Source organism: Agaribacillus sp. DX54, from assembly GCF_056858335.1.
Genome location: NZ_JBXEQE010000003.1, coordinates 346,336 through 369,897 on the forward strand (window position 1 = coordinate 346,336; position 23,562 = coordinate 369,897).

Sequence of the window (23,562 nt, forward strand, 5' to 3'; positions counted from 1 at the left end):
TTTATTTTATTTCTTCGGCTTTATCAATTTTAAAAGTCCAGGCGCGGGCGTTTTCCCAGCTTGGGAGGTTAGCATTCTTTGGAATGTCTACGGTTACACCCAGATCTTTGTCAAATTTCCATGGCAAGGGTGTATCATAGCCCAAAAGTCGGATCTGGGCTGTTGCTGCTGGTTTCAGATGGCTAAAAGTGATAGATTCGGGCAGGTCTGCCATCTTTATTATATAAAAGGTATCTGTTCCCTTTTTACGTGTAAACCGTACAGAGTCGGGCTGACGGTAATTTTTCTCTAGTTTCTCAGTATCATAAATGGCTTCACCATTGATTTTCAGCCACTCTCCCATTGCTTGTAAGCGCTCTACACTGGCCGCAGGTATCGACCCTTCCCCGGTTGGGCCTACATTCAACAGGTAGTTGCCACCTTTGGCAACAACATCGACCAGGTTATGTACCAGTTGGGCCGTGGATTTCCAGTTTTCATCCGCTTGGTCATACCCCCATGTATCGTTCATGGTCATACAGGACTCCCAGTCCAGATCAGATGAGGTTGCCAAAATTTCCTGCTCAGGGGTACCGAAGTCACCGGCAAAATTGCCTTCCGCATTCATACCCTGCATGCCCTGCCGGCCTTTATCTACCCGGTTATTAATAAGGATATCGGGTTTCAACGCCCTTATATACCGGTACAACGCCTGCCCCTGCTCATGGGTGAAATCATCCACCCATTCGCCATCAAACCACATGATGGCCGGATCATAGTTTTCTATCAATTCTTTTAACTGCGGCTTCATGTAATCTTCCAGGTAACTTGAGAATTCAGGGTTCGACTTGTTTTTACCCCCAAAATTCCAGTAATGCGGTTCATTGATGGATTGAGCCTGCGGATGATGCCAATCCATAATGGAATGATATAACCCAAACTTAATGTTGTACTTTTGACAAGCTTCTGACAATGCTTTCAAAATGTCCTTTTTATAAGGGGCAAAATCCATGATATCATAGTCCGACACTTTGGAATCCCACAGGGCAAAACCATCATGGTGTTTGGAGGTGATGACGATGTATTTAACGCCGGCATCACTGGCTAACTTCATCCAGGCGTCTGCGTCAAATTTTTGCGGGTCAAACTGGCGGGCATAGGCTTCATAACGGGCTATGGGAATACGTTCGGTATTCATAATCCATTCTGCTATAAAATCCGTTTCCTTTCCATCATGTATGCCTGCGGGTACTGCATAAACACCCCAGTGTATAAACATGCCGAATTTAGCATTCCGCCACCAGGCCATGCGACTGTCAAAAGCTTCTCTGGTTTCCTCCGGATAATTCGTTGGCTGCGCGTTACTTTCCGATGATGATTGTTTAGGCTGGCAGCCAAAAACCAAAACTGTGAGTAATAATGTACAGGTGTATTTCATAAAAAATAAAGTATGAAAAACACAACCTGGCTTTTGATGCCAGATCGTGTTTTTTATTTGGAAAATAGTTAATTAGTTGTAGCCAGGATTTTGTTTGTATAAAGGATTAGTATCTATTTCTATCTGCGGTATGGGCAGATATTCCCTCCCTGGCTTATATTGGGATCCTCCCATATTTGATTTCATGTCATCGGTGATAGCATCAGGTATCAGGCCCCATCTTAACAGGTCATGAAAGCGGTCTCCTTCAAATATCAGTTCCAGTACACGCTCATCCCGGATCTGCTGCCGCAATGTTGCCTGACCGGATGCCGGCTTTGGGGGCATCCCGGATCTGTCTCTTACTTTGTTCAATGCTTCCAAGGCCAGAGGGCTCCCCGGATTTGCTTCATTTTCAGCTTCGGCATACATTAACAGAATATCGGCATACCGCATGATACGCCAATTGATCACAGAGGGAAAGCCCGCAAAGCCAAAGTCAGACTGTTCTTTGCCCGGCCTGAAATCCAGATACTTACGCACCGCCACTGTATTGAGGTCACTAAAAGCCTCCTGAAAAGGTACTTCATAAACCATTACCCCAGGTTCGTTCCACAGGATCGTATTAAATGTCCTCGGATCGATTTCCCCATCGATAGTTTGTTCGGCAAGGAAGGCATCTCTTACCCAGGTGTTGATGAGCATTCCCGATTGACTGGTAAAACCAGGGGGGGCCAAATCAGGCTCCCAGGCTGCAGTACGTAAATCACTGTCAGTATCTGCGCCCCAGCCGATGGTATGATCATCATATTGAATTTCAAAAAGTGATTCCCTATTGTTTTCCTGATCATCTCCAAAATTATCGGCATGATCCGGCATCAAATCATATAAGACACCTTCGGTATCGATAATTTTTTTAAACTCGGCTGCAGCCAGGCTGTATTCGTCGGTGTTATCGATGCCCGAACGATATAAATAGGTTTTGCCTAATAATCCTGTAGCAGCGCCCCAGGTGGCCCTCCCGGTATTCGCGCCGTCCCAATCATCCGGAAGCAGCGATTGGGCCATTTTTAAATCGCTGATAATCTGTTGCCAAACTTTCTCCGGTTCGGCCGGGGCATTTTTCACTTCATCGAGCAAAAGTGCAGGTTCGGTGATCAGGGGAACGTTTCTAAACATAGTGACTAAATAAAAGTACTGAAACGCTCTGAGAAAATAAGCTTCACCCAAAATATTATCCCTTTCCTGATCTGAAAATGAAAGGTCTTCTATCGTCGGCACCTCCACTAAAATAGTATTCGTTCTAAGAATAGTTTTCCAGAATTCGCCCCATATTTCGCTTAATCTTGCAAAAGTCGGCTCGATAGAAAAATTAGCCGCATCGGTTGCAACGCCCTGGGCGGGTATCGGGTTGGTGGCATCCGATCTATACATCGTATGAATAATCATCATCCTTCCCCAGGCAAATTGATTGGCCAAAGGGCTATAGGCACCTATGATGGCTCGTCTCGCATGATCACCGGTTTCCCAAAACACATCGGGGTTCAACCTGTTTTCATCTGTAACCTCCAGGAAATCTTTGTCGCACGCCGTTACCGTAAACAACATGACGGCAAAAGTTAAAAATATCTTTTTCAGAATGTTCATTGCTTTAACTTTTAAAATTTTACTAAAGTGAAACCTGAACGCCAAATGTTATTGTTCTGGGCACCGGATAGACGTTTTCGTCCACTCCCCGGTTAAAAAGATCGTCACCCCTTCTTACATTTCTCCCGATTTCCGGGTAATAACCTGAATAGCTGTCAATGATAAATGCATTTTCGACATTCACATAGGCCCTTAATTTTGAAATAGTAAGCTTTTCGATGAGAGAAGGCGGAAATGTATAACCTAAAGTAACATTCCTAAGCCTTAAATAAGCACCATCTTCCACATAAAAATCTGATTCTCTTCTATTTACACCAGGATCGCCGATGGTAGCACGTGGTATGTCAGAAGGGTTATCAGGACGCCAGGCATCCCTGACTATCCCTCTTTTGACGCCGTTAGGTACGAATACGCCCTCAAATAGCCTCCCATTCCATATTTCATTTCCTTCGACGCCTTGCAGAAATACGGCCAAATCGAAACCTTTATAGGTGGCATCGAAATTAAGGCTGTATTCAAAATCCGGGATCGGGCTTCCAAGCAAGGTTTGATCATTGGCATCTAAAATTTTATCCCCATTGAGGTCGACAAAACGCAAATCGCCGGGTACCACACTCCTTCCCGAGAGTCCATCGGCATCGATTTCATCCTGGTTTTGATAGACCCCGTTTGTTTTATACCCATAAAAATAGGCTACCGGAAAACCTGCTTCTGTTCTGGTAGCGGAAAAGGTCTCGTCGGTGTACTGACCACTTCTTATCGGGTTTACGCCTTCTCCAAGATCTATTACCTCATTGTTCAGGGTACTGAAATTTCCGGTTAAGGCGTATTGAAAATCGCCGGTGGCTTTCTTGTAAGTCACTGAAAGTTCCCAACCTGCATTTTCAACAGTGGCGGCATTAAACGGTATTGAAACGTTGGTTCCCGAAGTAGGATTTACCGGAAGCGACACGAGAATATCCTCTGAGGTCTTTTTGAAATAATCAATGGTAAAGTCAATTTTTCCCTCGAGCAGGCTGCCTTCAAGCCCAATGTCGGTGGTGGCTGTTTCTTCCCACTTTAAATCCGGGTTGGAAAATTGGATCTGGGCAACGCCATTTTCGCGTCCCTGGGAAGTACCCAATGTGTATTGACTTGTAATATTAAGGGCGGTAACATACTGAAAGGGAGCGAGGTTATCAGAGCCGAGTTTACCCCAGCTCGCCCTGATCTTTAAATCGTCGATAAAGGGGAGCTTAAAAAATGACTCCTCGGAAATATTCCAGCCGGCAGCTACGGAAGGAAATACGCCAAATCTGTTTTTCTCGCCAAAGTTGGAGGAGCCATCCCTCCTTACCGATGCGGAAAACAGATACTTTCCGGAATAATTATAGTTTACCCTTCCAAATATACTCCTGATCTTTCTGGGCAAGCTGGCACCCGTCCTGCTGACAAAATCACTTCCGGCATTAATCGTCCTGGTATCATTGCTAAGAAAGTTTTCCACTTCCACCCCTATGGTCTCCGTATTATCTTTCTGCTCCGAATACCCGGCCAGCAGATCAATGTTGTGATTGTTAAAACGCTTGTTATAGGTAAGGAGGTTTTCCACAATGGTGGATACAAACGTGCTGCGGTTGTCACTTAAATCTGCTACGGGATTCAAGCCCACATCCGAATTGCTGGTAAAATAAGTGGGAGCAAAAGTAAAGTTCCGGTTGTTTCCATAGTTGATGGAAAGATTCAATTTATAACTCAACCCATCGGTTATTTCGAATTCACTTCCCAGGTTTCCCAGAATATTGTCATTGGTATTTTTCCGCTCGGTAAGCAGCGCTACACCCAACCAATTCGCAGATCTCGAAATACCGGCTACCCCTGTATTGGCGGCTGCAAATCCCCCGTCAAGTGTTTCATCGCGTATGGGCACTACCGGGATATGACCAAACTCACTTCCGAAGTCTGTGTTCGGCCTATTGATGGATCTGGCCAAAAACAGCGATTGGTTTAGGTTAAATCTGCCTTTTCTTAGGGAGGAATTGAGCCTGAAAGCCGTTCTCTCAAAATCGGAAGCCCTGACAATGCCTTCCTGATCTAACCTGTTGGCTGAAATGCTGTAAGTGCTTTGCCTACCCCCTCCCGAAATCCTTACGCCATAGTTTTGCGTCAGGGCGGTTCGCAATGAAGCATCCTGTATATCGGAATCAACATTTGGGTCAAAGTCGTAGAAATTACCCGGAAGTGGGGTGCCGTCATTGTTGAAAGCCTGCTCTCTGTTGGCAATGTATTCGCGGGCATTCAAGAAATCAAGCTGCCTGACTGCCTGGGCCATCCCCCAGCTCGCATCAAAATCTACGCTCATAGGCTGCCCCTCACTACCTTTTTTAGTGGTAATAATAATTACGCCCTGTCCGGATCTGGCCCCGTAAATCGAGGCGGTGGAAGCATCCTTTAACACTTCTATGGATTCTATGTCCGATGGGTTGATAAAATTCATGTTGTCGGAAAAAACGCCATCAATCACGTATAAAGGATCCTGATTACTCAGGGAGCCTGTACCCCGTATGATCACGTTAGCACCGGCTCCAGGGGCGCCTCCGTTTATTTCAACCCTTACGCCCGTAGCCCTCCCGATCAAAGCCTGTGTCGGATTGCCGGTTACCGCACTGCTCACTTGCTCACCTTTAATAGAGCTCACTGCGCCTGTCAACTCTTGTTTTCTTTGTGTGCCATACCCAACGATCACCACTTCCGAAAGTGTGGAGAGATCAGGTGTCAGCGACAGGTTAACAACAGATCTGCCTTCTATTTCTACTTCTTCCGTAATATAACCTACATAGGAAAAAACCAATACCGAGGCATCATCCGGTGCTTTAAGGCTGAAGTTGCCATTAACATCTGTTATGGTACCGATGTCCGTACCTTTCACTAATACATTTACGCCCGGTAGTTCGGCACCATTTTCATCTGTTACTTTCCCGGAGATTTCCTTTTCCCATACTATTTCCGTTAAATATTTTTCTTTCAATCGCCTTTTAGGCTTGTCTCCCATACTTACATGAATGTTTTCATTGATTCTCTTAAACCTAAGATTAGCCCGTTCGGCCACCTCGAGCAGGTAATCATAAAGGTTGACTTTTGAAGCTTTTTTCCCTATCGTCAGCCTTTCGCCTTGCAGGTCTTCGATATCATAGTTAAAGGTGAAGTTGGTTTTTAACTCCAGGTTGGAAAATATGTTTTCCAGGGGTGCATCATGGAAGGCATTCATGGTAATATAAACCTCCTTCAAACGCTGTTGTTTCTGTCCCAATGTTTCATCGGCCAACAGAATATTATAGCAAATACATTGAATAATGATACTATAAACGGTGTATTTTGAAAGTATCATGATTAATCGTATAACTTTTATTTTCATATCTTTGCATTTAGGTAGTTAGTAATCTTTTTACTAATGATCCGGTTCACCAAAACCCCTGAGTAAATGTGATCACGCCAATGATATCCGCTCAAAAAAGGTTTTGGCTTGTTAACCCGGTGAATACTTTATTCACCGGGTTTTATTTTATGAAGTGTCAAACTGCATATTTTTCCTTTTTGGTTATTGGTCACTATTTAAAATGTATTTCAACTTGCTTTCCTTCTTTGAAAGAAAACTCAAATGCTTTCACATAAGAAATCCCCTCTAAAACAATTTCCAGGCTTTTGTTTTTAAACTCCCCGCTGTATCTCCATCTCTTTTCGACCGCTTTGTTAAATATGAATTCCACACCATACCATCGCTCCAATGTCGTGAACACTTCCGACGCCTCGGCCTCATTAAAATACAGGAGGTGATTGGTCCAACCCAACTTTTCTTTTGCTGTAAAGTGCTCTTTTCTGGAAGCTCCGTTGGAAGTATTCAGAATAAGTAGCTCACCGGGAGCCAATGCTACCGGTGCTGTTTTATAGTGCCGATCGCTTACCGCTACTTTACCGGTCGCCAGCGCCACTTCTACCTCGTCCACGTTACAATAGGCCTTTACATTAAATGAAGTACCCAGGGCTACTGTTGTTACATCGCCACTGACGACCGAAAAGGGTCTTTGCTCATCCTTTACCACCTCAAAAAAGGCCTCCCCTTCCAACAAAACCTCTCTTGAATGGCTGGGAAATTTTTCGGGAAATGTTATACAGCTACCGGCATTTAGCATCACTTTTGTTCCGTCTCCCAAATAAATAGTCGCCTTTTGACCAAAGGGAACCTGCTTCGCTTTTAACGCCACCCCGGTTTCATCCTTAGATGGATCCGGTAAACGCGCTGTATAATAGGTAATAGCCACTACCAGCAGTAAGCTGATTACCGCAGCCACAGCATATTTGGTGTAATCGGGGCTTTTATAGGGAGCAGGAGCAGATGAAATTTGCTTCTCTTTGTGTACCAGATTTAATTCCTTTTCCGATATTTTAGCATGAATTTTTTGTAAAGCATTCCGAAGCTGGTCGGAATGTTCACCGATGTCACTTTCCCAGCTATACCAATCTTCCTCAATTAATTTCAAAAACTTTGCTTCTCCGTGCTCATTAAACCATGCTATCACAACCTGAGATTCTTCGCAGGTACATTTACCTTGTATGAATTTCTTTAAGAGTTTTTTGTCCACAATCGTTATTTAACATACCATTCAAACATAAGAAAACACGTCTTTGGCCCCCGCATACCCGGATCTTTTTCAGCCCGAAAACAGGGAGAAAGTACATAAGATTAAACCTTCGACTCGCCATACCTTTGTATCGATGAATTAAATACAATTTACTGGCACAAAGCACCTATGCCGAATCAAATAATTGTTTAAAAAGCCATGAAATACTAGTACAGGCAGGTAGAAATGAGGAAAACCACCAGCATTTCCTTTGATCCGAGATCTTTTCTTATCAATTTCAATGCTTTGTTAATCTGGTTTTCAACCGTACTGGGGGATATATGAAGCCGCTCTGCGATTTCCTTTACCGACAATCCGTTCTTTCTGCTTAGCATAAAAATCTGTTTACATCTGGAAGGGAGTTTTTCCACACTGATGTGGGCATGATGACGAAGGTCTGAAAAAATGACGTAATCTTCGGTTTGATTGGTGAGTGACGCGCTGTGCTTCGAATGCCACACATACTTATTACTTTGTGCCCGTTTCTTGAATAGATTGAGTATCATGTTTCTGGCGATGACAATGAGGTAGGCGTTAAAGGAAAGGTCGGGATTAAGGTTATGCCTGTTTTGCCAGACCCTAAAGAATACCTCTTGCGTAATGTCTTCCGCTTCCTGATGCGATCCGGTGTAACTCAATACAAAGGCGTAAAGTTTTCCGCTATACTTTTGAAATAATTGATCAAAAGCGCGAACCTTCCCTTTTCTTAACTTCGAAACAAGCCTTTTGTCAGCCATGTTGTTCATAATGTATCAAGTCATAATCAGATCTTGACCGATTAACGGCTTAAATGCCTAATCTAAAACTTTTTTATCCTCATAAATTCTGAATAACAGCAATTAAAATTAACTAAATATTTTCATCGTTTCTTCCTCATGATGTGCATGAGCCTATACTGAATTTGCCTATGACAGGCAGAAGATGCCGCATAGGGCGTTATTGTTGTCGAAATCCCCGTATTTATTGTTCTGGTTTTAAAATGGTTCGCTCAACAGGGGCAAGAAGCAGTTAAAGAGTCACTCCTTAACTGCTTCTGAAAAACCGGCTGAAACAACTTATTCTATCCCGGTAGCCCAAAAAGTGAATTCATCAAAATTTGCCGCTAAATCACCATCGATAGATGATATACCAACTATCCTGATATCTCTGAATTTATTGGGGTTTTCGGGTATATCCACTTCAAATGTAGCCAGGTTGTTATCCGTAACATCCAATAATTTGACCCAGCCTTTAGCAACCGCATCTGCTTCCCAATCGGCAATGGTACCTGCATCAATATCTGCAGTGACCGCATTTGTCAAGTCGTTAATACCCCAAACCTGACAGGCGGCCGGGCTTCTGCCGCCACAGCAACCAGACCTTTCGTCCGGTCTGAAATGGCTAAGGCTGGCTGCCACACCCATATCAAAGCTCATGACCCACGGATATTGATCGCCAGGCGTATCACAGCTATGCCAGTATTCACCGGTAGCACCGTCGGTTAAGTGGGCATAGGAAGAACCAAAACATCCCCCGGATGCATCCCATTCCAGTGCTAAGGCAGTGATCGAAGTTTTATCCGACAAAAGTTAATCGGGAAATGAAAACTCCGAAGGAATGGCGCTAAACACCTCTATGGCATTGTCAGCGGGTTTATAAGTACTGGAAACCCGGATCTTTCCACCTGGCTTGTAACTGCTTATTGCGGTTTCCGGATCTTCATTAGCCACCATAGCGGTCTGCATCGCACCGGCGCCATCTTCGTAAGTAAGCTCCGTAAGAAGGATACCGGGGACGGCATCAGCCCAGTGGATAATGGCTTCACCGGCAAGCGTATCTATCCCTGAGATCCCCCTGTTGAGAAGGCTGGCCCGGTAGTTTTGGCCAAAAACAGTGGCCGGCACCTCGCGTCTGACCGACCGGTTACTCAGGTCGTCCATTAAAAAAAGACTAAAGGTATACTCTCCCTCATCCAGGTCAAGGTCAAAAGTAATGGTATCACGACCATTTCTGGTCCTTACCACCTCAAACTCGTGCCTGAAGTCATCCGCATTGGTCTCCAGCAGCCCTTTACTGATCTTGGGGTCTGCATTGATAGCTACCCAAAATCGCAGCTTTTCAAAACCCGGTGCAACAATGACGCTATCCGGGGCTCCTATGTAGATTGTTTCACCGTCTCTCCTGAATTCCTCAAAAGTCTCTTCTGTCGTTTCGCAGGCGACGATCACTATAGAAAGTACCGCTAAGTGCACCCAGCTATTATGTATTATTTTTTTTATCGTTGTCATAATTATATTTTTTAAGTCTGGCAGCAACAATCATGATCCGCTTTTAAGGATCTGTTCAGCTATAACCTGCCCATTTCTACTAGGTATTTGGCTTGCCAACTGCGTTGAAAATACGCGCCAGAGCGCTGCTATGCCTTTGTTTTTCGTCCCGACGGGGAACCTTGGCCAACCAAATAAATACGTATCTTCCGGTCATTTTATAGTTGCACAGATCCTAAGATCATCGCTATTGTCATTGCCTGAACATTTTTTCCGGTAACTATTCGGCGGGCTGCCCCCAAAAATTCAACTCCATTAAATTCAAAAATTTAGCGCCACCCCAAGTTTCAATGTTGACAAAACGAATATACCTGACGGGAGGGGCCTCAAGAGGAAATTCATATTCTTCTCCAGCCGCTCCCTGTGCCACATCTTCCGGGCTATTAGAGCCATCCGGGCCTCCGGATGGCTTGATTACCTCCCCGTTTTCAACCAATCTTGTCCAGCCATCAAAAGAAGCCCCATTATCTGCGGGTATTTCATCGATACCCCAGAGCTCAAAGCGTTTTGGGTTTCCATGCCTGAAAAGAAAAGGTCCCGCCCTTTGCCAAAACTTAAACCGGCTAAGCTTGCCTGTAACACCAAGATCGACGGTAAACATGTGATAACTTTCGGTATAAGGGGGAATAAGAGCTCCCGGTGTAGTCGTAGGCGTGTGAAATCCTGATCCTTCAATAGACCCATCCCACATATTGGTCTTAACCCAGCCAAATGCATCGGTCTCATCACCATCCAGATAAATATCATTAAAATCGTAAATGTCAAATAAGACCTCCTCCAAAGGTAATACTTCGGCTTCCATAATCTCAGTAGCATTATCCCATCGGTCAATGGCTGCGATACCAAACGTAGCAGCCTCCGCAGGAAAACCTCTGAACGCGTGCTTTGACCTGTTGTCACTGCTGATAAATGCCGATTGGCTGTAAACCAATCTTCCGCTTTCATCCTGAACGTAAAAAAGTAATTCTGCTCTTATTTCATCTTCATTATTATAATTAAGTCTCACGCCCCCAAAATCAGCCTCCAATTCAAAAGTTGCAAAAAGTTTATCGATCGGAGCTGTTTCGGGGCTTATCGATACCACTACAGGTGGAGAGCGGTGATTACTCCTGTCTACAACCACCAGGCTCACCTCCTGAGACTCCGCCTGGCGTAACCCTTCGATAGTAACAAAATTTTTGAATATGGAAGATTTTGCCGTCACTGTTTCTCCATTACCCAACCTGTAGCTGGCTTCTACCAGCAAGGCATCCTGATCATCGGGAAGCTTGTATTCGATCTTAGCGCCTCCCGGCAGGTTGGTGACGGCTATCTCGGAAACAATCCCCGGCGGGCTGGGATCAGGAGCAGCCAGTCCTCTTTCGTCTTGCTCTTCCTGGCAGGCGAGTACTCCCACGGCCAAAAAAATAATGGCCATCAATGGAAATATATTATTTTTCATGATGTTCATATTTATTTTCATGATGTTTATATTTATAGAATTAAGATTACCATCCCGGATTTTGGACCAGATTGGTATTGGCAATGATATCTGTCTCTGCAATGGGCCACAGATAATCCCTGTTCAGAAATTGATAGGTCCCTACTGATATCACCTTGTAGTAATCATCCGTAGTCTCACCATGGACATTCCAGGCACGTATATCGCTGTTTAAAAATTCCGCAGCCCTCTTCCACCTTCTCAGGTCCCAAAAGCGATGGCCTTCAAACACCAGTTCGATCATGCGCTCATCCTGAATGATATCTCTCAGGCCTTCTTTCTCTGATGGTTTGCCGGGATCTTGGGAAGCAGCGGCCCACGATGGTACCACACCGTCCAGTCCTGCACGGGCCCGTACCCTATCGATCCATTCGTAGGCTTCACTTATCCGGTCAGACTCATTCAAAGCCTCGGCATACAGCAGGTAGAGATCTGCCAGGCGCACTACCGGAAAGGGGTACGACCTCACATTATATCCAGCCGTCTGTGCAAACTGCACATTTTCATAATAAACCAGCTTTTTAGCCCAGTACCCACTCAGCGCCCACGTGTTCGGATCCAGTATTCCTGATTTTTCAGCCCTTTTTCCTTCTACTATATATGCATCTTCATCGCTGGTTTGGCCATGGCCAAACCAGACACCTCCGTCAAACCCCAGGGAGGCATAAAACCGAGGCTCCCTGTGCAAGTGTAAAGCAGCGGTCTGAAACCCGGGCCTCACATAGTGCCGATGGGCATCATCTGCCGTAGCTATATCGTACCGGCCCTCAAAATCGTAGTTTCGATCTTCATCGATCGGCACGCCGTTTTCCGTATAGAACATTTCGGCTATCCTCAGGGGGGGGGACCACCAGGATTGCACACTATTAATGAATTCCGAAGCAAGTCCCGGGACGATCCTTGCTTGTGACTGGGATTGCAGCGCCGCGACAGGGCTATTCGAGTCACCCCAGATCACTTCGTCATTCCATCTTTCGGCAATACTGCCCCTGATGCTCAGCTTGGTCACCGTGGTGTCAGACCAGTCCGCCGGTGCATCGGGAAATTCGTACAGCGCATGCCCTGTCTGGTGGGCCAGATCAATAGCCTCCCTGCAGGCTTCGGCGGCCCTCACCCACTTGTCATTATCGACCGTGGAGCTGATCAACTGCCTGCCATCTTTATCGACAAATCCGCTGTAGTCTGCGTTGCCATTAAACAAAGGGCTGGCCACTGTTATCAATGTCCGGGCTTTGATGGCGGCAGCTACAGGGGCCGTGATTCTTCCCAGCTCCAGCCCTCTGCTTTCAATGACAAGTGGTAAGTCGGGAATAGCTTCATCAAGCAATTCGACGATATAAGCCGCTACCTCGTCCACCGGGTCCCTGCTTACCCTGACCGCTTCAATATCACTGCTTACTTCAAGGTTCTCTCTGATGATCGGAACAGGCCCGTACATACGCATGAGATAAAAATGATAATATGCTTTTAAGAATTTGGCTTCCGCGATCCACCTGGTCTTCTCTGATTGCCGCAGATCAAAAGGCTTATCGATATTCTCCAGGAAAATATTGCAGTCGCGCAAAGCAATAAACATATTTGATACGGTACCCGAGTTGCCCCAAAACCCCAGCATTGGCGCTACGGTGGTCTGGCCCCCTCTTGCAATTCTCCTTGGCGGCCAGTCTCTGGCTACGTTATCGTTTACCGCGATCTCGTCTCCCGCCGCCAGCGCAGGGTTAGCGATCGACGCAAACGGGGGCAGGTAACTGTACAGGGTAGCCAGAAAGCGTTCTGCACTGCCCCTGGTCTCAAAAGCATCTTCTATGACGGCGATGTTATCCGGGACTACATCTATGAAATCTTTACAGGATGTGCCGGATAAGATGAAAATAGTTAATGTAATATATTTTATAAATCTGGTTTTCATGATCATTTGTCTGTTAAAATCCCACATGTATACCTAAGTTGACCACTCGTTGCAGCGGATAGTTCAAACCATTGCCCTGCAGCTCCGGGTCCCACATATCAAACAAGCTCCATACGGCAAGATTGGTGCCCGAAGCATATACTCTCAAAGTGGACAGCCCCAGTTTGTTATCCGGGTTCCCTAACAGATCATACCCGACTTCTACCTGCTTCAACCGCAGGAACGAACCATTTCTCAACCACCACGTACTCCTCTGTACATTATTTTGCACCACGGTTTCGGACAGCCTTGGCCATATGGCATATATATCGCGGTTCTCTTCCGACCAGTGGCTATCGGCATAAGCCTGTAGCAGGCCATTTTCGCTGAGCAGCCCGTTACCTGAGCCCACGGCATTGAGACCTGCCTCCTGCACAGTATTGACGAACGGACCCGTACCGATCGGATCAATGAAGAAGGAAACCTCGGCCAGTCCCTGGAAGAATACATTCACGTCAAAACGTTTGTAGCCGGCCGAAAGACCAAATCCATAGGTTACTTTGGGAATGGTAGGTTTGCCTATCGGGGCCTGGTCCAGGGTCGTGATCACACCATCGCCATTCAGGTCCTTGTATTTGATATCTCCTCCGCCATAGTCTACCCCGGCTATACCGAATTGTGCGGGAGCGTTCATCGCCTCTTCGTCGTCTACGAACAGTCGTTCGGCGATGTAGCCATGTTGCACATTTACGTTATTACCGATATTCGATCTCCATGGGGCGCCGATGGCAGCAAAGTCAGGTTCCTCAAATACTGAAAATTCATTGTCTGCAAAGGTGTAAGTGGCCCGTCCGGTGATCCAGAGGTCGTTGTTGAAAGAGTGATTGACATCCAGGGAGGCATCCATGCCCATGGCGATCACTTCGCCCACGTTGGTTTGCAGCGGCGCCTGAAGGCCCAGGGTAGAAGGTATATCTACCCTGTTTTGCAGGATGCTGCTCCTTCTCTCATGGAAGGCATCTGCCCTGAACTGCACGGCATCGTTAAATAAATTTACCTCCAGGCCCAGGTTGGCCTTTCTCGCTTCCTCCCAGGTGACCAGGGGGTTGGCATACCTGTTGATGCTCACGCCTGGTATAGACTCATTGAGGTCCCTGCCAAAAGTGGCGCTGTTTCCTCCGCTACCCAGGTCCACTTCCGATAAATAGAAGAAACGGTCCGTGCGGGCATTGCCGATCTGATCATTCCCGACCCATCCGAAAGACGCCCTGAGTTTTAAGCGGCTGATGGCGCCGGTAAGTCCGCTGAAGAACGATTCGTTGGAAATCAGCCAACCTACACCAAAAGAAGGGAAAAAGCCAAAGCGATTGTTTTCGGCAAACCTTTCCGAGCCATTATACCCAAAATTGAACTCCGCAAAATAGCGATTGTCGTAATCGTAGTTGTACCTTCCTGCCAGGGTGAGGTTGCGGCTGGGCAGGGATAATTGCACGGTGGAGGCATTACCATCGAGAAATTCACGTGCAGTAAATACTAGGAGCCCTGTTACATGGTGTTTTTCAGCAAAAGTCTGGTAATAGTTCATCGCAGCCTCCATATAGAGTACCGAGTTATTGATACGCGAACCTCCCAAAAGCTCGAGGGCTTCGTCACCCGATGCCTGCGCAGTTCTTATCAACCGGTAATCCTCGGTAAAAGGATCAAAGGTAGAAAGGCGATAGAAGAAGGGCTCATAACCTCTCCTGTTCTCAAAAAAGGAAGTAGTATTGGCGTTTCCCAAAAATCTGGCGCTGAGGCCGGGCAATATCGAGCCCAGGTCCTGCTTAAACTCCAACTGGACCAGCGAAAGCTGTCGCCGGGTATCTCTGTAGCCTCTCTGAAGCTCGGCATAAGGATTGAACCATACCGGTACACCGCCATCACCTCCAAAGCTACTGCCACGGGGAGGCAGACCGTTGCCGAACGGGATATGCGGCACGCCCTCAAGGCTGGGATCGGGATCGAAGACAGCGGGGAACCGCGCCGGACTGGTCCTTACCGCTGCATTGTAGATCGCATTGCCTCCCTGAAGCGGGCCCCGGTAGTCATCGATGGTCGAATGCAACCTTACGATCATTTCGGTATTTTCATGGAGATCGATATTGACATTGGAGCGCATCAGGTACCTTCTCAGGTTGATACCGTTTGTAAAGTTGTTCTGCCGGTCCACTTTCAATAATCCATTGTCTTTATTGAAAGAGCCGGCCACATAGTACCTTACTTTTTGTCCCCCGCCCCTTACGTTCAGATTGACACGTGTGGTGGAAGCGTAATCCTTAAACAGTACTTCATGCCAATCGGTAGCCGGAAAAATATTGGGGTTACCGCCTCTTATAGTGCCGGCTATCTGGTCTTCGGTAAATGTAGGAAAATCTCCTCTGGTTCGATTAGCCTCATTCTGCAACCGCATGTGGGTGACCGGATCGGCCAGGTCCACTAATGACACGGGTTCGCTAAGTGAATGCTCGACCCTCAGATTGACCACTGCCGGCCCGTCTTCACCCGTTTTGGTAGTTACCAGGATTATTCCGTTGGCCCCCCTGGCGCCATATATGGCGGTAGTGGTCGGGTCCATCAATACGGAAAAGCTTTCAATATCATCAGGCTGCAACCGGGCAAGATCATCTACGGTAAGCTCAACCCCGTCAATTAAAATTAAAGGTCCATTCTGGTTGTTAAAAGACGCTACACCCCGGACAAAAAACTGGGCATTGTCCGCTCCCGGCTCTCCGCTGGTCTGGTAAGCCACCAGTCCCGGCAGCCGTCCGGCGAGAGCAGTCGTGAGGTTACTGGCGGGAACGTTGAGTTCGGAAGGCTTTACCGAAGTCATCGCACCGACTACAGACTCTTTCCTCTGGGTGCCATAACCTACTACAACTACCTCTGTTAAGGAGGAAATGTCGGCTGCCAAAGCTACATCGATCACGGTTCGGGCGCCAATTGCCACCTCCTTAGCCAAATAGCCTACATAGGTAAATACCAGTGTAGTAGCGTCATCCGGTACAGAGAGTACATAGTTACCATCTGCATCAGTGACGGTGCCAATGGTCGTACCTTTGACAACAATATTAACTCCCGGCAAAACTTCATCGTTTTCATCGGTTACTTTACCTGAAATTTCCTTGTCAGGCAAAATCTCAATCACGCCTGATCTCCTGTGATTTTTAACGAGTTTTACACCTATTTGACCATTAATACGCTCAAAGCTCAGCCTTGCTTCCCGTGAAACATCTAATAACACATCGTGTAGCGGGGTGTCCAGGTAATGATTATTAAACCGGAAACGTTTATCAATATCTCTTTGGTTATAGGAAAATTTGAAGCCTGTCCTCGACTCTATCTTTTTAAAAACTGTTTTTAGGTGGTCATCGTTAAAATTAACACTCACATAGATCTCTTTTACGCTCTTCTGTCCATAACCTTTTCCTGTTGCCATAACAGCAGCAACAAAAAAAAGTTGTAATAGAAAACCATAATATGAATACATAATGAGCTTGTGTAATGTTAGTAAACATTTATTTTTCATATATTTAGTTGTTTTAATGTCTTACATGAATTCATTAAAGCCCGCTATCATCCCGAAATAGCTCTTTTTCCAACTTGCCATATTTCGATGCTGATAGGGAACAATGGTTCCGGCAATATTCCTAGAACATTGCCGGAATTTTTAGCTACTGTCAAAATACATTGTCATTGTGAAAGGGGTTTAGATTTGTGTATGAATGGTTAGTATGCTATGGTAACTTCTGTACCCTCAATGCTAAAATCAAAATTCATGGTATAACTTAAGGTGCGTAGGACACTTGCCAAAGGCTTGTTATCAAACGCTGCATTGATTGCCCAGGCCTTAGGGCTTCGATTAAGTACTTTGATGTCGACGTTATACCAATATTCCAGCCTCTTTATCACTGTCGCTTCGCTGGCATCACGAAAAAAAAGTATATTATCTTTCCAGGCTACAACTTCTTTTAAATCGAATTTTGTCTTGCGAAAAGTATCTTCGGGTTTTAGATAGATTAATTGTTCTCCCGGTGATAAGACCTGTGGGTTAGCTTCCTTGTTTAACTTATCGATGGTAACCTTACCAGTGGTTAAGGAAACGCGGATGTCCAGATCTTCAGGATAAGCACATACATTAAATGAGGTACCAAGTACCGTTGTAGTCATATTTTGGGTTACCACCCTGAAAGGTCTGTTTTCATCTTTTTCAACTTCAAAAAAAGCCTCCCCTTCCAGGTATACCTCTCTATGGTATTCTTTAAAGGGATGGGGAAATGAAATTTTACTGGCAGCATTAAGTATCACTTTAGAGCCATCGCTTAAAAATAGTGTAGACTTATTGCCTTTAGGGTTTTCTCTGACTGTAAGTTTGGTTTTATTGACTTCCTTTTCCGGAAAATTGGAATTTGATACTCTCGAAAGGTAATAGCTAAACCCGATTGCTAAGAGAGCAGTTGCCGCCACAAAAATCCATTTCTTAATATTACTACTAGAGTTCGTTCTGGCTAGCTGGCTGGAAATCACATGGGCATTTAATGGAATCTCGGTTGGCTGCAATCCAGGCAAGGGCTCTTCGCTACGTTCAATAGATCTTTCCAAATTCGAAGACAGGTCTTCAATCTCTTCTTCCGTGATTTCATATAGCCGGATCGGTAAATTTATAATAATTTCCACCGCTTGCCGCACCACTTCCCGTTTCTCCGGATGTTTTTCCAGCCAATTTTGCCAGAATAGATTTAGCTCCTTATTTGGCTTGATAACCCATTCCCGAAACTCCTTATCCAGCACAAAATCTTCAACAGTATAATTTAGATACTTCATGCAATTATTATTAACCTTCTATAGTATAAAGAGGGAGATGGGGGTAGAAGTTATCCTTGGAAAGCTAATTTTTTTTTAAACCTGATTTTTAAATGTCTTTAGGTACCCATCCATTATACCGGTCCGGGAGTTTTAAAAAAATTTCAAAAGATAGGATAACTTCGTTTTTTAAATCCCTCTATAATATTATAGAACAGGAAATTATCCGGTGGTCTCTGTTACTGTTAGAGGAAGGCCCTTTATGATTTCAGAGACATATCAATTTTTAGCCTGTTCTGCAACATGAAAAATTGTACACTTTTGAGGACTTGTAATATGATGCAATAATCCTGAATAACAGTAATGTAACTATTGATTATTTGGCTACTGCCATTTTATCTGGTTCGATAGCCAATATAGGTCATGTGTATGTAGTATCGTAATAGTTGCTGCGCTAAATGACCAGTGGAAAGCTCATCTGCCAGCTGAGTTTCCTTTATTTAATGAAATGCTATGAAAAAAATCGTTTTGTTCATCGTTTTTTACGTCGCTACCATACCAATGTGATCCCTTCAGGCGCTTCTGTACTCGAGATTGGCTGTAGCGAAGGCAGCCTGCTTCATGCGCTTAAAACAAAAACAGAAGTGGGCATTGATCTGTCAAATGAAAAAATTGAAAAGGCCCGTTGTCAGTACCCGAATTTGTCTTTTCATTGTGGCAATGTCGAAAACAGCCTATTGGAAGGTGTATTCGATTATGTGGTCATCTCCCAACTGTCACGCTTGTCGGGAGTACAACTGACTGTATTGGGAATTATGGGCGAATACCTGGGCAAAATGTACATGGCACACAAACAGCGGCCAAACTATATTATAGCTACTGCTTCCACGGGATTAGAAAGAAAAACCAAAACAAATGTATCACTAAAAAAAGAAAGGATGCCTATGTAATCTTTAAAAAAGCGCCCGAAAACACCTTGCCCCGGTCAGCAGGAAGCTGACGCGAGACAAGGGCGTGCACCTCGAAAGGGCACGATAAAACAAAATTAATTCTAACAAAATTATATATTTAAAATGAAAACTAAATTTAAAAACAAGCTGAGGTATGTTGCAGCTGGTATATTCCTGCTCGGCCTGATTGCCAATGTAAGTCTTTCGCTTACCGATCCTTTTGTACATGTAGGTGCTGAACTGCTGGCACAGGCTACTAGTGGCACCAACAGTGGTACAAATGATGGCTGTGAAACCATTGTAACAGCTACCGATTTAGAGACTATCACCTGTGGAGGCGAAGTATTTCCTAGCAAACAAAAAATAAAAAAAGAATGTAAATCAGGCTTTTCTGGTAGTTGTGATATTGGGGAGGGTACTATCCGGATTACCTATAGTAGTGAATGTAATGTATTAACCAAGGGTAACATAGCAACTTTAACGCTTTTTTGTAATTAAATAGATATTCAGCCAAATTCCTGTCTTCCAAAACTTAAGAGATTGGAATTTTAACAAGAGTACCTAATTCTACTTTGACACATTTACCTCATGGGTCACATTGAGCTAGTCGAAATGGAGAGCATTAAGGTTTCAACGAGCTCAACCTGACACCCACTAGGTATAGTAGCATAAGGTGTCAAAGTAGAACTAAAGTCTGTCTGTAAAGTCATTAGACTACTGAAAAATTGAATGGCTTTGTGGATTACCCCTCCCGGGAGAGAATCCCGGGAATTCAGTTTTTCTGAAAACCGGGTTTATAGACTGACTCTGTTTAAAAATAATAACATGTAACATTATATGAAAAATATTGTAATTACCATAGCCTTGATATTACTTTTTGGATGTCATTCACCAAATAAGAATATTCAAAATGAAGATCTGACAAACCCTCATTTAATTATTTTTGATGAAAACAAAGCTGGGAGTTTAAAGTCAATCCCGTACTCAGATCTTTTTGTTTCTTATCACTTTGTCCCTTTAGAAACCAAAAAAGAAAGCCTGCTGTCAAATATTTCACAAATCAAATTGGTCGATAAGAAAATTTTAATTTTGGATAAGGGTTCAGTCAATAAGGTATTGCTTTTTAATGAAAACGGGCGGCACATAAGAACTATTAAGCATTCCGGGCAGGGACCTGGAGAATATTTGCAAATAGGGGAAATTGACACGGATACCAACTATCTTTTCGTATTAGATCCTACAACTAAAAAAATCATAACTTACGATTTAAATGGCGACTTTATTGAAGAGTTTAGATTACACATAAGAGGAACACCAAAGTCATTTCAATATGTGAAAAACGGACAATTCTTAGTGCATATAAACCCTCTCACCAATGGGTCATCTCCCATACTATACCTGGTAGACTCTAAGGGAAAAGTCATCAAAGAAATGTTGGGAAACGGTATTTATACATCCACCGAATTCGGGCAAAGTAGTTTTTATCGTACAAAAAGCGACATAAAATTTATGACTACTTATATGAACAGAATTTATCAGTTTAAAGATGGGAAAATCAGGCCATTCATAGAAGTAAATTCAACGAAACAACTGGATATAAAACAACTGGCAGATTTAGAAAAACGACAGGGGGCCGGCCAACACGATGCCGAAGGAAATTTGATAAGTACGCTTGAATTATACAAAAGCATGTGGGCAATACGGAACTATTTTGAAACCCATGATTTTATTTTTTTTCAATTTTACAAAGGGTTGGCTATCGTCAGCGTATTTATAGATAAATCATCGAAACTAGGGGAAAAAATACATCTCGTTGATGATATGCTTCCAAAGATAACTTATGAAAATTTTCTTGCTTCAGATTCAATATATTTTATCAAGAAGTTTACTCCCGGGAATCATCCGGACAAGGTCGATGATTTTAAAAATATAGTCAATTCCAACGAAACAGTATCACAAACGCAAGAAATAAAGCAAAGACTCTTAAATATCAATATAGAAAGCAACCCTGTATTGATTTTTTATAGGGTGAAATGATCAATATCAGATTGCAAAGATATGAATAACTCTCACGAAATTGAAAACCAAACTCACTTCCTTTTGCTTTTCTGGGAGCCTACAAGCGAAGAAAAAAGGATTTGTTGTTAGTAATTTATTTCTTCATGCACCTGGTTATACTATTGATTTGGCCCTATATTTTTAGATTAAAATGTTTAGGTATAAAAATGAAATGGGAATGAAGAGTAATACACTTTCTCAAATGTCTACACTTACTCCTGAAGCAATAGTAATTTTTTTTAAAATAGCACCACTTCTCATAATAGTATTAAAAAAGTATAATTATGAAACAAACCATTTACATTGCAGTTTTTTGTCTTTCTATCATTTCTTGTAAAAAGGAAATAGAATATACACATCCGACCAAAGTAAACAGCAGTACCATTGATCTGATAAAAGAAACAGCCAATGGTGATACAAAACTGGCAAACTTCGAAAGCCTGTTTAGCGGTTATGATATCATCAGATTAAACACTGATAAAAACAACTTCATAGGCCAGATAGATAGAATATTGGTAAACAATGACACCCTTTATGTTATTGACAAAACATTTGCCAAGTCCATACTTATTTGTGATATGTCAGGGAATTTGTTGGGGAGAATCACCACTACCAACAGAAAAGGCCCGGGGGAATTTAAAACCATTTCCAGCGTGGTGTTAAATTCAGACAAATCAAGAGTTGAAATATATGACAGCTACCTGGCAAAGTTTATATTCTTTGATTTGCTTGGCAATTTTATTGAAGAACAAAAAATACCTTTCCCTTTTTCAAATCATGCTTATAGTCATTTATATAATAAGTACTACTTCTATAACAATTATATTCCTATAGATAATAAAAAAAGATTTAGATTGACCATCACTGATGACAATTTTCAGTTTTCGAAAGGCTATTTCCCCTTTAACGAAAATCAGGATTTTACAGCTTTACATTCTATGAGCAGTAATAATTTTCATGTCAATGAGCGAGGTGAGGTCTTTTTTGCCGAAATATTAGGAAATCGGGTGTATAAACTGATAGACGAGGAAATTGAGGAGAAGTATTCACTGAGATTTCAAGCCGCACCACCTCCTGATTTTTTAGAGGAAACAATCGATAAAAACTATGATGTACACCATGCTTTTAAAGAATTTGATTTGACATATGGAGGACTTATATTTTGTGATTCCTTATCACATTTTCTTTTTAAGAGCTCTACTACTCAATATATATATAGTGTAATCATTAGAAAAGGAGAAAAAATATCATATACCAATATCTGGCATCCTTCTGAAAGTTTCGCTGTTAGTGGTTGCAAGTACTATAATGAAAAGAAGGAAACCATGATGTTTGGATATAACCCTTCGGAGAAGTCCATCATTGACCAGATTGCTGATAGCAGCCCTCTGAAAAGAATGTTCGAAACTTTTGACGATAATTTTACCGATACAATAATCCTGGTATGCAAATTAAAATGGTGAAGCTCAACTGGTTCTTTGGAATAGCCCTATTGATCTCTTTCCCACTGTATTTAATGGCCCTTAAATCAAAGCTTAGAAAAATGGAGAGTTACTACAAGGAAGAGGTCAGAGCTTTAAGTGAAGATCTCGAACTACTACATTATGCTTCTTTTAAACAGTATCAAATAGAGCAAAACCTCATAATACTTGACACAGTTACGTTCTTTAATGAAACCAAAAGTCTACATGCAAAGTCTTTATTGAATCTTCATCCAAAAAGGAATTATTACTCAAAACACGAACACTTAACCCAAAATTCCAATATTACGGATATAAAAGTTCAAGTTTTGAGCTTTTAGGAAAGTGCAAAAAGCCTGTTTTGGCTGTGATTTATGATAAAAGAAATATTAAGCACATTTTCATACCACTTATACCCTTTCAAACCAGAACCAGAGAATAGTAACATACAAGCCCCTGCTTTGTAAATATTCTGGCATCAGTAAAGTTTTTGAACTTAAAAAAAAAATCTAAAACCAGGATAACTTCTTTTATTAACTCCCTCTATAATATTATAGAACAGGAAATTTCCGGCGGTCTCTGTTACTGTTAGAGGAAGACCCTTTATGATTTCAAAGACATATCAATTTTTAGCCTGTTCCACAACATGAAAAATTGTACACTTTTGAGGACTTGTAATATGATGCAATAATCCTGAATAACAGTAATGTAACTATTTATTATTTGGCTACTGCCATTTTATCTGGTTCGATAGCCAATATAGGTCATGTGTATGTAGTATCGTAAGAGTTGCTGCGCTAAATGACCAGTGGAAAGCTCATCTGCCAGCTGAGTTTCCTTGATTTAATGAAAGGCTATGAATTGAAAAAAACTAAAATCA

The 23,562-nt window shown here is 43.2% G+C and carries 15 protein-coding genes; 4 read left to right on the top strand and 11 right to left on the bottom strand.

The window, feature by feature from the left end; genetic code table 11:
• Position 1: 1 nt before the first annotated feature.
• The 11 genes from AC04NP_RS05830 to AC04NP_RS05880 form a co-directional block, all read right to left on the bottom strand.
• A complete protein-coding gene (locus AC04NP_RS05830; protein ID WP_482858571.1) occupies positions 2-1,417 on the bottom strand; it encodes an alpha-L-fucosidase in 1,416 nt (471 codons plus the stop codon).
• A gap of 72 nt (positions 1,418-1,489) precedes the next feature.
• Positions 1,490-3,043 (bottom strand): RagB/SusD family nutrient uptake outer membrane protein, encoded by a 1,554-nt coding sequence (locus AC04NP_RS05835; RefSeq protein WP_482858572.1) that lies wholly within the window; start codon positions 3,041-3,043, stop codon positions 1,490-1,492.
• Between the two features lie 22 nt (positions 3,044-3,065).
• Entirely contained in the window at positions 3,066-6,437 is a 3,372-nt protein-coding gene (locus AC04NP_RS05840; protein ID WP_482858573.1) for a SusC/RagA family TonB-linked outer membrane protein, read from the bottom strand.
• 193 nt (positions 6,438-6,630) lie between these two features.
• Entirely contained in the window at positions 6,631-7,662 is a 1,032-nt protein-coding gene (locus AC04NP_RS05845; protein ID WP_482858574.1) for a FecR family protein, read from the bottom strand.
• 206 nt (positions 7,663-7,868) lie between these two features.
• Entirely contained in the window at positions 7,869-8,438 is a 570-nt protein-coding gene (locus AC04NP_RS05850; RefSeq protein ID WP_482858575.1) for an RNA polymerase sigma-70 factor, read from the bottom strand.
• 318 nt (positions 8,439-8,756) lie between these two features.
• A complete protein-coding gene (locus tag AC04NP_RS05855) occupies positions 8,757-9,266 on the bottom strand; it encodes a DUF5000 domain-containing lipoprotein (protein WP_482858576.1) in 510 nt (169 codons plus the stop codon).
• A 3-nt stretch (positions 9,267-9,269) separates the two neighbouring features.
• Positions 9,270-9,968 carry a DUF4998 domain-containing protein gene (locus tag AC04NP_RS05860; RefSeq protein WP_482858577.1) on the bottom strand — a complete coding sequence of 233 codons (699 nt, stop codon included), beginning with the start codon at positions 9,966-9,968 and terminating at the stop codon, positions 9,270-9,272.
• Between the two features lie 259 nt (positions 9,969-10,227).
• On the bottom strand, positions 10,228-11,448 hold the full coding sequence (locus tag AC04NP_RS05865; RefSeq protein ID WP_482858578.1) for a DUF5000 domain-containing lipoprotein: 1,221 nt from the start codon (positions 11,446-11,448) through the stop codon (positions 10,228-10,230).
• 46 nt (positions 11,449-11,494) lie between these two features.
• The gene (locus AC04NP_RS05870) at positions 11,495-13,396 is read right to left on the bottom strand and encodes a RagB/SusD family nutrient uptake outer membrane protein (protein WP_482858579.1); all 1,902 of its coding nucleotides are present in this window, start codon (positions 13,394-13,396) and stop codon (positions 11,495-11,497) included.
• A 13-nt stretch (positions 13,397-13,409) separates the two neighbouring features.
• Complete coding sequence (locus AC04NP_RS05875) at positions 13,410-16,850, bottom strand: SusC/RagA family TonB-linked outer membrane protein (protein ID WP_482858580.1); 3,441 nt, start codon at positions 16,848-16,850, stop codon at positions 13,410-13,412.
• 290 nt (positions 16,851-17,140) lie between these two features.
• On the bottom strand, positions 17,141-18,235 hold the full coding sequence (locus AC04NP_RS05880) for a FecR family protein (RefSeq protein ID WP_482858581.1): 1,095 nt from the start codon (positions 18,233-18,235) through the stop codon (positions 17,141-17,143).
• A 482-nt stretch (positions 18,236-18,717) separates the two neighbouring features.
• On the opposite strand from AC04NP_RS05880, the gene AC04NP_RS05885 reads away from it, so the two are divergent.
• The 4 genes from AC04NP_RS05885 (at position 18,718) to AC04NP_RS05900 (ending at position 22,685) form a co-directional block, all read left to right on the top strand.
• Positions 18,718-19,164: a class I SAM-dependent methyltransferase gene (locus tag AC04NP_RS05885; protein ID WP_482858582.1), complete on the top strand. Its 447-nt coding sequence runs from the start codon at positions 18,718-18,720 to the stop codon at positions 19,162-19,164.
• A 123-nt stretch (positions 19,165-19,287) separates the two neighbouring features.
• Positions 19,288-19,662 (top strand): hypothetical protein, encoded by a 375-nt coding sequence (locus AC04NP_RS05890; protein WP_482858583.1) that lies wholly within the window; start codon positions 19,288-19,290, stop codon positions 19,660-19,662.
• Positions 19,663-20,001: 339 nt separating this feature from the next.
• Positions 20,002-21,201: a 6-bladed beta-propeller gene (locus AC04NP_RS05895; RefSeq protein WP_482858584.1), complete on the top strand. Its 1,200-nt coding sequence runs from the start codon at positions 20,002-20,004 to the stop codon at positions 21,199-21,201.
• Between the two features lie 305 nt (positions 21,202-21,506).
• Positions 21,507-22,685: a 6-bladed beta-propeller gene (locus tag AC04NP_RS05900; protein WP_482858585.1), complete on the top strand. Its 1,179-nt coding sequence runs from the start codon at positions 21,507-21,509 to the stop codon at positions 22,683-22,685.
• The last annotated feature ends 877 nt before the right edge of the window (positions 22,686-23,562 follow it).

Bases quoted from the DNA above. Each gene is read 5' to 3' on its own strand.
- AC04NP_RS05830 (WP_482858571.1), bottom strand. From the start codon at position 1,417: ATGAAATACACCTGTACATTATTACTCACAGTTTTGGTTTTTGGCTGC.
- AC04NP_RS05835 (WP_482858572.1), bottom strand. From the start codon at position 3,043: ATGAACATTCTGAAAAAGATATTTTTAACTTTTGCCGTCATGTTGTTT.
- AC04NP_RS05840 (WP_482858573.1), bottom strand. From the start codon at position 6,437: ATGAAAATAAAAGTTATACGATTAATCATGATACTTTCAAAATACACC.
- AC04NP_RS05850 (WP_482858575.1), bottom strand. From the start codon at position 8,438: ATGGCTGACAAAAGGCTTGTTTCGAAGTTAAGAAAAGGGAAGGTTCGC.
- AC04NP_RS05860 (WP_482858577.1), bottom strand. From the start codon at position 9,968: ATGACAACGATAAAAAAAATAATACATAATAGCTGGGTGCACTTAGCG.
- AC04NP_RS05865 (WP_482858578.1), bottom strand. From the start codon at position 11,448: ATGAAAAATAATATATTTCCATTGATGGCCATTATTTTTTTGGCCGTG.
- AC04NP_RS05870 (WP_482858579.1), bottom strand. From the start codon at position 13,396: ATGAAAACCAGATTTATAAAATATATTACATTAACTATTTTCATCTTA.
- AC04NP_RS05875 (WP_482858580.1), bottom strand. From the start codon at position 16,850: ATGGCAACAGGAAAAGGTTATGGACAGAAGAGCGTAAAAGAGATCTAT.
- AC04NP_RS05880 (WP_482858581.1), bottom strand. From the start codon at position 18,235: ATGAAGTATCTAAATTATACTGTTGAAGATTTTGTGCTGGATAAGGAG.
- AC04NP_RS05885 (WP_482858582.1), top strand. From the start codon at position 18,718: ATGAAATGCTATGAAAAAAATCGTTTTGTTCATCGTTTTTTACGTCGC.
- AC04NP_RS05890 (WP_482858583.1), top strand. From the start codon at position 19,288: ATGAAAACTAAATTTAAAAACAAGCTGAGGTATGTTGCAGCTGGTATA.
- AC04NP_RS05895 (WP_482858584.1), top strand. From the start codon at position 20,002: ATGAAAAATATTGTAATTACCATAGCCTTGATATTACTTTTTGGATGT.
- AC04NP_RS05900 (WP_482858585.1), top strand. From the start codon at position 21,507: ATGAAACAAACCATTTACATTGCAGTTTTTTGTCTTTCTATCATTTCT.